The sequence below is a fragment of the Micromonospora sp. BQ32 genome (assembly GCF_059358895.1).
Genome location: NZ_JCADBI010000004.1, coordinates 157,699 through 171,416, shown reverse-complemented (window position 1 = coordinate 171,416; position 13,718 = coordinate 157,699). Strand labels below are relative to the sequence as shown.

Below are 13,718 nucleotides of genomic sequence, written 5' to 3'. Positions count from 1 at the left end.
GCTCTTATCGGATGGGCCGCGTCCGAAGACTGTGGGCCAGTGGGCTCGACCGCCATCGCAATTCGGGGGCGGCCGCCGCGAGACGAGTCTCATGGACCATTTCCCGCATCCGGTCCCGGTCCTCGTGCGGCACCCCGAGCAACTCGGAGATCACGGTGATGGGCATCGGGAACGCGAAGGCGTCGATCAGATCCACCTCGCCGGCGTCCCCCATGGCGTCGACCAGCCCACCGGCGACCTGCTCGACGGCCCCCCATGATGCGTCCGCTCCCTCGACTGCTTCTCGATGTCGCGGGGGCTGGCCTCGGCGAACTCCGAGGCCAGCCCCGCAACGGCACGTCCGCCGTGATCCGGTCGTACCAGATGTCCAGCTCGCCCAGGCCGGCGTACCGTCGCATCGCTTCGCGGTACGCATCCACCGCTGCGGCAGCAGCGCTCTCGGCACACCGGCCCCCGAGCTGTTCCGCCTCCGCGAGCACATAGATGCTGGTCGCGAGGCGCTTCAGGTCCCACTCGAAGGGCCCCGGCAGGGTCTCGTCGAAATCGCGGGCGTCGAAGAGCCGCTGCCGCTCGGGAGAGGCCCAGAGCCCGAATTGAGGATGTGCGCGTCGCCGCACATCTGCACCGTCAGTCCCGGGTGCGGCGCCGCCGCGAGATCGGCCGCCATCACGGCGGCCGCACCACGCAGGTAGGTCCACGGCGACGACGCCATCCGGGCATACCGCAACGGCAAGAGCTCAGGATCGCGTACGGATTCCTGCGCGAGCAGCCGGTCGAGGGCGCTCAGGTCACGGACTCCGGGATCCCAGAGTGCCGCGGATCGGCGGGGCGCGCGCTTACGCGCCCGGCGACCGTCGCGGGCATCGGCGGCCACGCTGTCCGATGCCCGAACCCGTACGACTGATTGACTCGCCACGCGTCAGCCTTCAGCCGGCCTCGGCCGCACACGTGACGTCGTGCCGCGGACGCTGGCCGGTGGTGAGGAAGGCCGTCACCGTGTTGTTGGCGCACATGTTCTTAGCGAAGAGCAAGTAGGCGCCGTGACCACCCTGGTCCACCGTCACCATCCGCGCCCGGGCACCGAACGCGTTCCTCAGCTCGCGGGCACCGACCAGCGGGGTCCCTGGGTCGCGAACGTTCTGCACCATCAGCACGTTCGACGGCCCTCGGTCACCAATGCGCACCGGCCGCTCGACCGGGGACGGCCAGAACGCGCATGGACCGATATTGGCCGCGGCGGCACCGACCAACGGGTACTTGACCCGGTAGACCGCGACGGCCCGCTGGTAATCGCGGACGGAACTCGGCCACTTCGAGTCGCCGCAGATGACATGCAGGCGGCCGGAGACGGCGTTGTCGATATTCGCGGGCGGCGGCTCGGGCGGCATCGGCTGGTTCGTGTCGAGCGCTTTCCACACTGCGGCCAGGGTGGGCATGCTCACGTCGCTGTAGAGGTGGTCGAACGTGATCCCCCGGAACAACGAACCGTCCACGCCCTGCACCGGTGACTTCTCCAGCCGCGCGGCGAGGTCGAAGAACTTCGCGCGCACCTGCTTCGGCGTCGTGCCCAGCCCGTACTGGGGATTGGCGGCGGCGAACTTCGCGAAGTCCGGGAACCGGTCCTCCAGGCCGCGGCCGATCCTTCGCATGGCGGTGAGGTCGTAACCACCGGGGCCGAGGTTGCTGTCGAGCACGAACCGGTCACTGCGCTGGGGGAACATCGTCGTGTAGACCGCGCCGAGGTAGGTGCCGTACGACACACCGAGGTAAGAGATCCTCGGCTCGCCCAGCGCTTCCCGAATGCGGTCCATGTCCCGTGCGGTGTTCGCGGTGGTGATGTGGGGCAGCAGCGCGGCCGTCTCCGATGTCGCACACTGCCGGGCCATCGTCTTTGCGATCTCGGCGTCCTTCCGTACGCCGGCCGCGTCAGCCGGGTACCAAAGGTTGCGCCGCGCGATCTGCTCCGGCGTCACGTCACAGGTCACCGGCGAGCTGTGGCCCACACCGCGCGGGTCGAATCCGATCACGTCGTACTGGTCCTGGACGCTGCGCGGCAGCGGCTGCGGCGACAGATTGCTGGCGAGCAGGCCCGGGTAGATCAGGCCCCCGGCGCCGGGACCGCCCGGGTTGGTCACCAACACTCCCCGGCGCTGCGACGGGTCCTTGCTCGGCAGACGGGAGACCGCCACGTCGAGCTGCCGCCCCTGCGGCTTCCGATAGTCCAGGGGGACCTGGACCGTCGTGCATTCCAGTCCGGGTAGCGCGCTGTCGGCGGGGCACGGACCCCACGTCAACCCGCTGTGCGCCGTCGCTTGGGAAGCCCCCAGGACCGACACCAGCGACATTGCCGCGACCGCCGAAACGAGCACGACCGACAAGGTTTTTCGCATCTGACTCCCCTATCCAAGGCTTGCCGTACCAGTGAAGACCCTGTCGCCGCCACACGGTCAAGGCAGTGTCCGAACTTGCCGTCTCGCGCCGGACAGCGCCCGGCGCGCTACGCCGGGCTTGAGGAGCGCCGCCGGCGGGTCGAGCAGGCCGGTCACGGCGAGGAGCTGACCGGTCAGAACGGGGTTCTCGACGGCGGCGGCGTAGAGGCGCCCCGCATAGGCGCTGATCAGCCGTGCGGTCCACGATCGGGGCAGGCCCAGAATGGCCCGGTCCACGTCGGCGGTGAGCTGCCAGGCATGGTTGACGGGCTTGGAGGCGGCCGCGAAATAGCGGTCCACCAGGCCGTCCCGTCCGCCTGCCAGGGCGTCGCGAAGCGCCATCGCCTGGAGGGCGGCCACCGACATCCCCTGGCCGTACATCGGGTTCAAGCTGCACATGCCGTCGCCGAGCACGACCAGGCCGTCGGGCAGTCGGCGGAGACGCTTGTACCGCCGGCGGCGGCTCGTCGGCGAGTGATGCCGGCGGATCGCGGTGAGCGGCTCGGCGTCGTCGACGGCGGCGAAGATGTGTGCCGGCGCGATGTTGGCGGCAAAGGCGAGGAACCCGTCGTCGCCGGTCGGCGGGTGGTGGCCGCCGTACCCGACGACCGTGAGCACGAACTGGTCGTCCTCCTGCGCGAAGAGCCCCATTCCGGTCGGCCGTTCCTCGGTCGGGCCCGATCACGATGTTGAGGTCGCCGAGAGCCCGCTTTCAGCCGCAGGTTCCGCTGGCGTACCTGATGTCCACCGCCAGTTTGTCCTCCTCCGGCGGCTCGTAACCGAGCTCGCGCAGCCAGATCGAACAACACGGCCGGTGTTTACCGCGGTGGTCAGTCCTTGCTGCCCTTGACCGAGGAGTACGGCATGGGGGTGCTCGTCTGGAGTCCGCTGGCTTCAGGCTGGCTCTCCGGCGCGATCCGCACGGGCCAGGGGGTCGCCACGAACCGCTCGGCGTTCATGAAGCAGCGCTTCGACACCACGATCCCCACCAACCGCGCCAAACTCGACGCCGTCGAACAGTTGGCGAACGTAGCCGATCAGGCTGGTCTGACGATGATCCAGCTCGCTCTGGGCTTCGTCACCGCGCACCCCGCCGCAACGACCGCGCTCATCGGCCCGAGCACCATGGACCACCTGCACTGGCAACTCGCCGCAGCGGGACACTGTGCTGCCGGCCGACGTGCTCGACGCCATAGCCGCTCCCGGCGTCGACCTCACCGCCCACGAGAAGAACGACACCCCGCCGGCCCTGCTCGACGCGACGCTGGGCCGCCGCTGACGCCGGACCAGTCACTCCCGCCGTGGCTGCCTTGGCGGCCCGGCGGGCCACCTCGGACTTGACCTTGTTCTGGGCACACGGTCTGCAATGCGCCTATGGAAGCGAAACGCGTTCCGTTGCGGCTCCGCGCCCCGATCGTGATTCCGTGCGACATCACGTGCACGGTGTTGCGCGACGCGGTGGTCGACATCGGCGCCGACGGACGAATCGAGAACGTCTCGACCGCGGCCAATGCTCCGGTGTGGACCGGCGGCGTGCGGACCATGTCCGGCATCCTTCTGCCTGGTCTGGTCAACACGCATGCTCACAGCTCGATGTCCGTGTTACGTGGCCGAGGTGGTGATCTGCCCCTGATCTCCTGGCTACGGGAGGCGATGTGGCCGGCGGAGGCGTCGATGACGGCGGCGGACATCCGAGCCGGCTCGCTGCTGAGTTCGATCGAGATGCTCCGCAACGGCGTGACCACCACCTCGGAGATGTACTTTCACATCGACCAGCTGGCAGAGGCCGCTCTGCAGGCCGGCGGCCGCGCGGTTCTGGCCGAAGCCGTTCTGGACCTTCCGGGACGGGAACCGTGGCGCGCAGTGGTCGATCGCATCAGCAGCCGTGTCGACGCCGACGGGCTGCGCTTCGGACCGGACGACCGCATCGAATTCGCGTACGGCCCGCACTCCGCCTACGTCCTGCCGCCCGAGGCCCTTCGTACGGTCGGCGAGCAGGCCCGTACGCGCGGCGCACTCGTCCACATCCACCTCGCGGAGACCGAACTGGAGGACCAGGCGCAGCGCGCGCAGTTCGGAACCGTGCCCGCACTTCTCGAGTCTGTCGGTCTGCTGCAGTCTCGGCTCCTGGCCGCCCACGCCGTTCACCTGTCGGACGCCGACATCGGCTTGCTCGCCGGCGCCGGGGCCGCGGTCGCGCATTGCCCGTCGTCCAACGCGAAGCTGGGCTCCGGCGTCATGCGACTGTCGGCCTTGCGAGCGGCGGGCGTGCCTGTCGGGCTCGGCACCGACGGCCCGGCGAGCAACGATCGCCTGGACCTGCTCGACGAAGCGCGGACCGCCGCTCTTCTCGCACGGGTGACCAGCCAGGATCCGACCACCGTGACAGCGGCGGACACGCTGTTGCTGGCCACCCGTGGAGGCGCCGCGGCCCTGGGCCGTGACGACATCGGTGCGCTCGAGGCAGGCCGGTGGGCCGATCTGGTGCACGTCGGCGTCGACGATCCCGCGTTCGCCACCGGGCTGGACGTGCCGGACGAAGAACTTGTCGCCAATCTCGTCTGGGCCGCGGGATCCCGAACGGTCACGGATGTGTGGGTGGCCGGAGACGTGGTCGTCGCCGGATCGGAATCGGTCCGAGCAGATCGGCGGCAGGCTCAGGCGGAGGTTGCCGCCGTTGCCTCGCGTCTGCGTGTTCCCGCCGAAGCATCAGCGATCTGAGCGATTCAACGTTTCGACCAGCGTCGTCAGCGCGTCCAACTTCGTCGGTAGGAGTTACCGGTCGTCGGCGGGGTCAGACCGCCCCGGTCAGGGGAGGTGCAGTTCTTTGAGTTCGCGGCGTGAGGTGATCCCAAGCTTGCGGAATATCTTGCGCAGGTGGGTTTCGATGGTCCGTGGGCTGAGGAACAGCTGTGCGCCGACCTCACGGGAGGTTACTCCGGTTGCCACGAGGCGTGCGATGTGCAGTTCGTGGGCGGTGAGCGCATCGGCGGGTTGGGCGTTCCGTTTGCTCGGGTGCTCGCCGGTGGCGCGCAGCTCGCGCTCGTTCGGCCGAGCGCATTCAAGATCGGACGTATCGGTCCGGCGGTAACCGATCGTCGATGAAGCACGTCTATCCGTATGACACCATCCTTTTCGGAGTGGAGTAACGGTAGATGTATACGAGACGTTGGGGCGCCGCCTTGGTGGCGCTGGGGACGGTCGCGGCCCTCGCGGTCAGCGTTCCCGCTACTCAGGCGGAAGCAGCGAAGTCCGTTCCGGCGGGAGAGGAGCCGTTCACTGTCACTCTGATCACCGGTGACAGGGTGACGGTGTCCGGGCAGAGGGTCACCTTTGAGCACGGTCCCGGCCGCGCCGGCATCCGGTACTCGAGCCGGCTGGTCGACGGTCATCAGCACGTGGTTCCGACGGACGCGGCGCCGCTGCTGCGGCAGGGCCGGCTGGACGAGCGGCTGTTCGACGTCACCACGCTGCGGGAGTTCGGTTACACCGGCGACAGCGATCTGCCGCTGCTGCTGGCGTACCCGAAAAGCGGTCAGCGTAAGGGGCCGGCCGGCGCACGGGCCGCGGTGAACGGAACGACTCGCGTGGGCCGCGATCTCCCGGGTTCGGGTCTGCTGGCCACGCGCACGACGCGGGCCGAGCGGGCCGAACTTTGGAGCTCGCTGACCACGGGCACGAGCACGGCACGCGCGTTGACCCCGGGCATCGACCGGGTCTACCTGGACGGCAAACGCCAACTCAGCCTCGATGTCAGTGTGCCGCAGATCGGCGCGCCGACCGCCTGGCAGCAGGGTCTGGACGGCACCGGGGTCACGGTGGCGGTGCTGGACACCGGCATCGACAGCACCCACCCGGACTTCGCCGGCAAGATCACGGCGACGGCGAACTTCACCGACGAGCCGGGCGAGGACCTCAACGGCCACGGCACCCACGTCGCCTCCACCATCGCCGGAACCGGCGCGCGGTCGGGCGGCAGATACCGGGGCGTGGCGCCGGGCGCGAAGCTGGCCATCGCCAAGGTGTGCGGCGAAGAGTTCTGCCCCGAGTCGAACATTCTCGCCGGCATGGAGTGGGCCGCCCCGAGAGCGTCGGTGATCAACATGAGCCTGGGTTACTTCGACGAACCTGGGGTGGATCTGCTGGAGCAGGCGGTCGAGGACCTCACCGCGGCGCACGGCGCCCTGTTCGTCATCGCGGCCGGCAACCGGGGATACGGACGACCCGAAACGGTCATGTCGCCGGCCAGCGCGGACGCGGCCCTCGCCGTCGGGTCGGTCGACAACCGTGACCAACTGGCTCTGACCTCGAGCCTCGGCCCTCGCGTCGGGGACGGGGCGATCAAGCCGGACATCACCGCGCCCGGCGTGAACATCGTGGCGGCACGGGCGGCCAACGCGGTCAGCGGTGATCCGGTCGTCGACGGCTACTCGAGCATGAGCGGCACGTCGATGGCCACGCCGCACGTGGCCGGGGCGGCCGCGATTCTCACGCAACAGCACGCGGACTGGTCGCCGAGCCGTAAGAAGGCGATGCTGATGGGCTCGTCGAAGCCGACCGCCGGCCTGGACGGGTTCGCCCAGGGCGCCGGTCGCGTCGACGTCGCACGGGCGGTCCGCCAGACGGTGACCGTGGACGGGGCCGGCGTCAACTTCGGCCGTCAGGAGTGGCCACACTCCGACGACGCCCCGATCAGCCGGACCCTCACGTACCGGAACAGCGGCGCCGCTCCCATCACCCTGGCTCTCACGGTCGAGGGCGCAACGGGCACGTTCTCGGTGGCGCCCGCCGGCCTGACCGTTCCGGCCGGGGGCGCGGCGACGGCCACCGTGGTCGCCGATACCAGTGGCGAGGGCACGGACGGATACCAGCACGCCCAGATCGTGGCGACGGGATCCGGCGACGTCCGGGTCGGCACGCCGGTGGTGGTCAACCGTGACGTCGAGAAGTATGACGTGACCTTCCGCCACATCGACCGCGCCGGCGCTCCCGACGACTACAACCACTTCGCTTCACTCATCCGGCTGGATCGTCCGAAGACCTACAGCATCACCGCCGGCGCGGAAGAAACGGTCAACGTCCCCGCCGGGACCTACGGGCTCGCCTCCGAGTTCTACGCGGCAGACGGCACGAGCCTGCTCGTGCAGCCGAAGCTGGTCGTCGACAAGGCGATGACCGTCACGCTGGACGCCCGTACGGCCCGGCCGGTGACGGTAACCGCGCCCCGCGCTGACGCCCGTCAGGCCGCCACCTTCGTCAGCGTCTCCTGGACCACCGGCCAGAGCCAGGCGGGGACCACGGCCTACTCGTACGTTCCGGGTGATCTCTTCACCGCACGGATCGGGCCCGCCCAGCGGGCGGACGGGTTCACCGTCTTGGTCAACAGCGTGTTCGCCAAGTGGAAGAACGACGAGGAGGGCTTCCGGGACAGCCCGTACACGTATGAGGTGGCGTACTCCCGCAAGGGTGCGTTCTTCACCGGCTTCGAGAAGCGGATCAGCACCGCGGAGCTGTCCACGGTGAAGGCCCGATACGTGCGCGAGGCGGACGGCGCCAACGGGGCGAAGGCCCACCTGCCCTCGGTCGCCGGATGGTCGGGGGGCAGCGAGTCCGTGCCGTTCTCGCTGCCGTTCGAGCGCACCGAGTACGTCGGCGGCGATGGCACAGCGAGCTGGCGCGGCGAGTTCAAGCAGCAACTGGACGGCGAGACCCTCAGCTCCTCCGCCGGGCCGGCTCAACGCCTGACTCCGGGCACGGTCCATCAACAGACCTGGAACACGCCGGTGTTCGGGCCGTCCACCTCCAGCGACTACTCCTCCGATCTGGCGCACCGCTCGGGAGACACCATCTCGGCCGGTATCCCGATGTTCGGCGACGGCGCTGGCCACTGGGGCAGTGTGACCGTGCCGGACACCAGGCGGACGGCCCTCTACTCCGACGGGACGCTGATCGGCGAGAGCTCGTCGCGGTACCCCTCGTTCCCGGTGCCCGCGGAGCGTAGGACGTATCGGTTGGAGACGTCGGCCACCCGCTCCGCTCCGTTCCGGTTGAGCACCTCGATCAGCGGCGCGTGGACATTCGCGTCCGCGGCGGGGGACAACATCCTCCCGCTGTCCACCATCCGGTTCAGCCCGCGCGGGGACGCCCCGGCCGGCGACTACGCCATCCCGGTCACGGTGGATCGCGCGATCGGATCGGCGGCGGCAGCCAACCGTACGCTGACCGCGGAGTTCTCCACCGATGACGGTCTGACCTGGCGCCCCGCCACGGTCCGCAAGGACCGCCGCATCGTGAAGGTGACCAACCCGGCGTCCGGCTTCGTGTCGTTGCGAGCCGCCGCCACGGACACCGCGGGCAACACGGCCACGACGACCATCATCCGGGCGTACGAGATTCGCTGATCCCCCGGCCTCGGCCGTCCGCAAGAAGTCCCGATCCGGGGCGATGCGGACGGCCGAGGCCAGTCAGATCCACCTGGACATCAACGTCACGTCAAGACAACAGAATGACGATGCACTAGCTAGCCGGGGTCGATGCGGCTCAGCATGCGCCGGACGGTGCGCAGGGCATAGTACGAGTGCGAACGAACCGTGGCCTCCCGGATGCCCAGGCTGACGGCGGTCTCGGCCACCGACCGGTCCGTCCAGTACAGCGACAGCAGCACCGCTCGCTGTCGTTCGGTCAGCCGCGCCAGTGTGTCCTCCAGCACGTGCCGGTCGACCAGGCGGTCGGTCTCGTCGGGAACCGCCACGGTCCACACGCCGAGGTCTCCGTAGACCTCGGCCGGTCGGGCCATCTTGCTCCGGACCGCGTCGATCGCCAGATTCCGCGCGACGGTGAACATCCAGCGGCGCCGCGCTTCGACGTCGGCGGGCAGGTCGTCGACCCTGCGCCAGGCCCGCAACATGGTCTCCTGAAGCAGATCCTCGGCGTCCTCCGGCCGGCCCGGCGACAGACGCGCGAGGTAACGCCTCAGCTGAGCCTCGGTGGCCGCGTAGAGCTCACGCATGCACTGCTCCCGCGCCGTCGAAGCCGCCTCGGGTTTCCTGCAGACCGCAACGGGCATCGCCGTTCGCCCCTCCACTAGGTACGCCATCGGCAACGAAGCCAGCGGCCCGTGCCAGTCGGAGCCAGGCTGCTGCTTCGACTTAGCTGAGTGGAAGCCGTGTTCTCACGACACAGTCAAGCCGAGAAGGCCGTGACACCGAATGCCATCGACGGCCGCTGACCGACCGGCATCCTCGGCGGCTGATGGTCACAGCATTTGACTCCTTCCGCCGCCCATGGGCGCCACGGTGATAGGCGAGAACTACCGGATGCCGACGTTCGTCCCATCGACGGCCGCCAGTTTCCAGGGCGCCATCGCGGTGGCCCGGCTGCACGACACCGCCATCAGCAAGGTGCCCGACACGCCCGCCTCCCGTATCGCGAGGTTGCCCGAGGCCAGCGTCGGCAAGGCGCGCCTGTGGATCGTGCGTCGGTCACCGGCGGCTCGACGCTGACGCCGGAGATCCGCCTGGGCGCGGAACGTCGGCGGCGGTCAGGCCGGCCTTGGTTCGAGAAGATCCGCCCCGCGAGCGCCGCGAGGGCGCGGTCGCCACCTCCGCGAGCACAAAGAATTCGTTGGGCTTGAGTCCCAGCTTTCCCAACTCGCCCGTGCACGCGTCCAGTACGAGGGCCAGCAGGGCGCCCTGGGCCGCCAAGCTGTCGATCTTGCCGTTCGAGCCGGCGTCAGTTCGCGCCGTTCAGCGCGTTGCCCAGGTCAGGGCTGACCTGATTTCGTACGAAGACGTCCAGGTAGGAAGAGACTTGAACGGCTGTAGCCATGACCCAACCGGGCGCATGGATCGGGGGGCCCTTACCGGTAGGTTGCCGGCGACCAACCAGGGTCACGGCCGGCGAAAGCGACGACCCGTTCCACCGGAGAAGCGTCGGGCGAGATTGCGTACTCCGGGCCGAACGCCATGCCGGGGCCGCGCCACTCGGGCTTGAGCGTCGCCCGGTAGAAAGCAAGTGCCCGCTCGCAGGTCGCCTCGTCCGGTTTCCAGGGCAGACCCGCCGCGGTGGCCATGTCCCAGCCGTGAGTGATCACCTCGATCAGCAGCATGTCCAGGACCACGGCGCCGGGAAACGCTCCACCGAGGTGAGGCACGTTCACGACGGTCTTCTCGACCCCGGCCGCCAGCGCGGATCGCAAAGTCGCCGAGAGCCGCGGGAGGACCGCTTCAAGCTGGTCGGGCCCTGAGTAGGCATGCGGATCCGCTCCTCGCTCCTCGGCGCCAGGGTCGGCGAAGGCGGCCTCGAAGTAGGTGAGCCCGCCGGTGAGGTGCTGCCGCAGTCGCCGCACGTCAAACCCGTCGCACGGAGTCGGCAACGCGTACTGCTCCGCGGTGGTGCCGGCCGCTACCCGCGCCAAGTCATCGAGCAGAGTCAAAAGCACGCCAGCATTCGACACCGTGTTCCGGCAACAGGGTCAAGTGCCGTCGGCGACCCCGGCGTCGGGCCGCTCGATCGGCGACGCGATTGGCTGGGTCCAGACCGACCCGATGTTCCTGGTCTTTCCTGGCGGGACGCTCCTCCTCGCCACGCTCACTCCGGAGGAGATCGACCTCCGCGACCGCCTCCTATCCCAGCCCCACCCGAACGCCGAGGTGTGGTCGCCCCGCCCGTGACCGGCACCAAGCCCATGATCACCGGCTTAGCGTCAATCGCTGTACCGATGTTTTCCCAGGCCGATCACCCCCGGCCGTCGGCGACCGTAGACGCACGGCGGCGGGCCGACCGGGTCCGATCGCGAGGCCGAGGAGTGGGCGCTGGCCCGACCGACGGTTCGGCCAAGGTCAGTCACCTGCTCTCAGGGCATTGAGCACGGCCGTCACCTCGGGGCGTGACGCGGCCGGTCGCCGGGCCCCGGCGGTGATGCGCCGGGTCAGCGGCGGGCTCAGCGGTCGGGTCACCACCCGGTATCGCGGGTCCACCGCCAGCTTCGGCAACATGGTGATCGAGCGGGCGTTCTCCACGTGCTGGAGCGCCAGCATGTAGTTGTTGAACCGACAGATCACCACGGGCTCGAAGCCGGCCTCCCGGCACAGCCGGGTGGACAGCTCGGACATGTACGAGCCGGCGACGTCGAACGTCCAGCGCTGCTGCGCGCACGCCTCCAGGGCTACCGACTCGGCGCTGGTCAGCGGATGCTCCGGGGGCAGTACGAGCACGATCGGGTCGGTGGCGAGCGGTACCAGGTGGATCTCCGGGGAGAGCTCGGCGCCGGCGAAGTCGGCCGTCGTGATGATCAGGTCGACGTCGCCGCGACGCAGCGCCGGCATGCTCTCGTGCGGCTCCAGCTCCAGCAACACCACGCTCACATCCGGGTGTCGGGCCGCGAGACGGACAAGCGCCGGTTCGGCGAGGGCTTGCACCGCACTCTGGAACGCGGCCACGGTGACCGTGCCGGCCGGCTCGTCGGCGAGGCGGCGCAGCTCCGCCTCGGCCGCGTCCATGGCAGCGAGGATCTCCCGAGCCCGGCCGGCGAGCAACATTCCGGCCGCAGTGAGCCGCACCCGGCGCCCGGTGCGTTCGAGCAGCGCGGTCCGGGTCTCCCGTTCCAGCGTGGTCAGCTGCTGCGACACCGCCGACGGGCTCAGGTTGCCGCGCTGCGCAACGGCCCGGACGGTGCCGTAGGTCGCCAGGTCGGCGAGCAGGCGCAGTCGCCACGGATTCAGCGTCATGACCGCCGACTGTACGGCTTTGCTTAACAGCGACAGCGGAAATGTGCGATGGACGTGCCTGTCCGGGCTGCCTAGCGTCGATCCATGGCTGATTCGTTCTGGTCCGACGCCGATCGTCACCTGGTCCGCTACATCGGCGCGGGCAGCTTCGTACGCGAGATCATCGACCGCGCCGAGGGCAGTTTCGTCTTCACCGCCGACGGCCGCCGCCTGCTCGACTTCACGTCGGGGCAGATGAGCGCGATCCTCGGCCACTCCCACCCGGCCGTCGTAGCCACGATCCAGCGGCAGGCAGCGACTCTCGACCACCTGTTCAGTGGCATGCTGAGCCGGCCCGTGGTCGAGCTGGCACGCCGCCTCGCCGGCTCGCTGCCCGCGCCGCTGGACAAGGTCCTGCTGCTCACCACCGGCGCGGAGTCCAACGAGGCGGCGATCCGGATGGCGAAGCTGGTCACCGGCCGGCACGAAATCATCTCGTTCGCCCGGTCCTGGCACGGGATGACGCAGGCTGCGGCGAGCGCCACCTACAGCTCGGGGCGCAAGGGGTACGGGCCCGCGGCGCCCGGCAACTTCGCGATCCCCACGCCGAACGCGTACCGGCCCGACTTCACCTTTCCCAGCGGCGAGCTGGACTGGCGGCATCAGCTGGAGTTCGCGTTCGAGCTGTTCGACGCCCAGTCGGTGGGCAGCCTGGCCGCGTGCGTCGTCGAGCCGATACTCAGCTCCGGCGGGGTGATCGACCTGCCGCCGGGATACCTCGTGGCGCTGCGCGACAAGGTGCACCAGCGGGGCGGGCTGTTGATCCTCGACGAGGCGCAGACCGGTCTGTGCCGCACCGGAGAGTGGTACGCGTTCCAGCGCGACGGCGTCGTGCCGGACATCCTGACCCTGTCCAAGACGCTCGGCGCCGGCCTGCCGCTGGCCGCTGTGGTGACCAGCCCGGAGATCGAGCAGACGGCGCACGAGCGCGGCTTCCTCTTCTTCACCACCCACGTCTCGGACCCGCTGGTGGCCGCGGTCGGCAACACGGTCCTGGACGTGCTGGAGGACGACCGGCTCGACGAACAGGCGGCGCGACTGGGCTCGTACCTGCGGAAGGGCCTTCAGGAGATCAGCCAACGGCACCCCGTGGTCGGCGACGTGCGCGGCCGCGGGCTGCTGGTCGGGCTCGAGCTGGTCAGGGACCGGGAGTCGAAGCGACCGGCCGACGCGCTGGGCGCCGCGGTGACAGGGCGTTGCTTGGAGCTGGGCCTGCACATGAACGTGGTGCAGCTGCCGGGCATGGGCGGCGTCTTCCGCATCGCGCCAGCGCTTACCTCCAGCCACGCAGAGCTGGACCTGGGCCTGGAAATCCTCGACCATGCACTCGCCGACGTGGTGCCGCAGTTCATACCCTGATACACCAGCCGGGGATCATGATCCCGGTTGGATGAATGACCACTTCGCGGCGCCGTCGAGCAGCTTCAAGCGCTACATCGCGCGGGAAATCTTCGGAGCCGTCCGCGCGATCATCGCGCCAGCCGTGGCTTGAATCAGCAACTCTCCAGCGAGGACCCCAGCT

The 13,718-nt window shown here is 69.5% G+C and carries 12 protein-coding genes and 2 pseudogenes; 7 read left to right on the top strand and 7 right to left on the bottom strand.

The annotated features are described in order from the left end of the window. The first annotated feature begins 91 nt into the window (after positions 1-91). Positions 92-259 (top strand): hypothetical protein, encoded by a 168-nt coding sequence (locus AC5L30_RS10325; protein ID WP_494867213.1) that lies wholly within the window; start codon positions 92-94, stop codon positions 257-259. Positions 260-353: 94 nt separating this feature from the next. On the opposite strand, the pseudogene AC5L30_RS10320 reads toward AC5L30_RS10325, so the two are convergent. The 3 genes and pseudogenes from AC5L30_RS10320 to AC5L30_RS10310 all read right to left on the bottom strand — a co-directional run. Next, positions 354-874, bottom strand: a pseudogene (locus tag AC5L30_RS10320) (DUF2252 family protein); the annotation flags it as partial. A 52-nt stretch (positions 875-926) separates the two neighbouring features. Continuing rightward, a complete protein-coding gene (locus AC5L30_RS10315) occupies positions 927-2,189 on the bottom strand; it encodes an alpha/beta hydrolase (RefSeq protein WP_494866750.1) in 1,263 nt (420 codons plus the stop codon). A gap of 258 nt (positions 2,190-2,447) precedes the next feature. Then, positions 2,448-3,080, bottom strand: a complete 633-nt coding sequence (locus tag AC5L30_RS10310) for a hypothetical protein (protein WP_494866749.1) — start codon at positions 3,078-3,080, stop codon at positions 2,448-2,450. Positions 3,081-3,293: 213 nt separating this feature from the next. Here AC5L30_RS10310 and AC5L30_RS10305 point away from each other — a divergent pair. Beyond that, positions 3,294-3,524, top strand: a pseudogene (locus AC5L30_RS10305) (aldo/keto reductase); the annotation flags it as partial. A 279-nt stretch (positions 3,525-3,803) separates the two neighbouring features. Then, positions 3,804-5,150: an amidohydrolase family protein gene (locus tag AC5L30_RS10300; RefSeq protein WP_494866747.1), complete on the top strand. Its 1,347-nt coding sequence runs from the start codon at positions 3,804-3,806 to the stop codon at positions 5,148-5,150. An 87-nt stretch (positions 5,151-5,237) separates the two neighbouring features. On the opposite strand, the gene AC5L30_RS10295 is transcribed toward AC5L30_RS10300, so the two are convergent. Next, complete coding sequence (locus AC5L30_RS10295; protein ID WP_494866746.1) at positions 5,238-5,378, bottom strand: response regulator transcription factor; 141 nt, start codon at positions 5,376-5,378, stop codon at positions 5,238-5,240. Positions 5,379-5,740: 362 nt separating this feature from the next. Here AC5L30_RS10295 and AC5L30_RS10290 point away from each other — a divergent pair, with 362 nt between their 5' ends. Next, complete coding sequence (locus AC5L30_RS10290; protein ID WP_494866744.1) at positions 5,741-8,830, top strand: S8 family serine peptidase; 3,090 nt, start codon at positions 5,741-5,743, stop codon at positions 8,828-8,830. Between the two features lie 119 nt (positions 8,831-8,949). On the opposite strand, the gene AC5L30_RS10285 is transcribed toward AC5L30_RS10290, so the two are convergent. After that, positions 8,950-9,438, bottom strand: coding sequence for a sigma-70 family RNA polymerase sigma factor (locus AC5L30_RS10285; RefSeq protein ID WP_494866743.1), 489 nt, complete (start codon positions 9,436-9,438; stop codon positions 8,950-8,952). Positions 9,439-9,712: 274 nt separating this feature from the next. Between AC5L30_RS10285 and AC5L30_RS10280 the strand changes: the two genes are divergently transcribed. Continuing rightward, entirely contained in the window at positions 9,713-9,931 is a 219-nt protein-coding gene (locus tag AC5L30_RS10280; RefSeq protein ID WP_494866742.1) for a hypothetical protein, read from the top strand. Between the two features lie 356 nt (positions 9,932-10,287). On the opposite strand, the gene AC5L30_RS10275 is transcribed toward AC5L30_RS10280, so the two are convergent. Next, entirely contained in the window at positions 10,288-10,869 is a 582-nt protein-coding gene (locus AC5L30_RS10275) for a TIGR03086 family metal-binding protein (RefSeq protein WP_494866741.1), read from the bottom strand. A gap of 16 nt (positions 10,870-10,885) precedes the next feature. Here AC5L30_RS10275 and AC5L30_RS10270 point away from each other — a divergent pair, with 16 nt between their 5' ends. Further along, positions 10,886-11,101 (top strand): hypothetical protein, encoded by a 216-nt coding sequence (locus AC5L30_RS10270; protein WP_494866739.1) that lies wholly within the window; start codon positions 10,886-10,888, stop codon positions 11,099-11,101. Positions 11,102-11,269: 168 nt separating this feature from the next. Here AC5L30_RS10270 and AC5L30_RS10265 read toward each other — a convergent pair whose 3' ends face one another. After that, on the bottom strand, positions 11,270-12,157 hold the full coding sequence (locus AC5L30_RS10265; RefSeq protein ID WP_494866737.1) for a LysR family transcriptional regulator: 888 nt from the start codon (positions 12,155-12,157) through the stop codon (positions 11,270-11,272). 84 nt (positions 12,158-12,241) lie between these two features. Here AC5L30_RS10265 and AC5L30_RS10260 point away from each other — a divergent pair, with 84 nt between their 5' ends. After that, positions 12,242-13,555 carry an aspartate aminotransferase family protein gene (locus AC5L30_RS10260; RefSeq protein WP_494866736.1) on the top strand — a complete coding sequence of 438 codons (1,314 nt, stop codon included), beginning with the start codon at positions 12,242-12,244 and terminating at the stop codon, positions 13,553-13,555. Positions 13,556-13,718: the final 163 nt, after the last annotated feature.

Bases quoted from the DNA above. Each gene is read 5' to 3' on its own strand.
- AC5L30_RS10265 (WP_494866737.1), bottom strand. From the start codon at position 12,157: ATGACGCTGAATCCGTGGCGACTGCGCCTGCTCGCCGACCTGGCGACC.
- AC5L30_RS10300 (WP_494866747.1), top strand. From the start codon at position 3,804: ATGGAAGCGAAACGCGTTCCGTTGCGGCTCCGCGCCCCGATCGTGATT.
- AC5L30_RS10260 (WP_494866736.1), top strand. From the start codon at position 12,242: ATGGCTGATTCGTTCTGGTCCGACGCCGATCGTCACCTGGTCCGCTAC.
- AC5L30_RS10285 (WP_494866743.1), bottom strand. From the start codon at position 9,438: ATGCGTGAGCTCTACGCGGCCACCGAGGCTCAGCTGAGGCGTTACCTC.
- AC5L30_RS10310 (WP_494866749.1), bottom strand. From the start codon at position 3,080: ATGGGGCTCTTCGCGCAGGAGGACGACCAGTTCGTGCTCACGGTCGTC.
- AC5L30_RS10325 (WP_494867213.1), top strand. From the start codon at position 92: ATGGACCATTTCCCGCATCCGGTCCCGGTCCTCGTGCGGCACCCCGAG.
- AC5L30_RS10280 (WP_494866742.1), top strand. From the start codon at position 9,713: ATGGGCGCCACGGTGATAGGCGAGAACTACCGGATGCCGACGTTCGTC.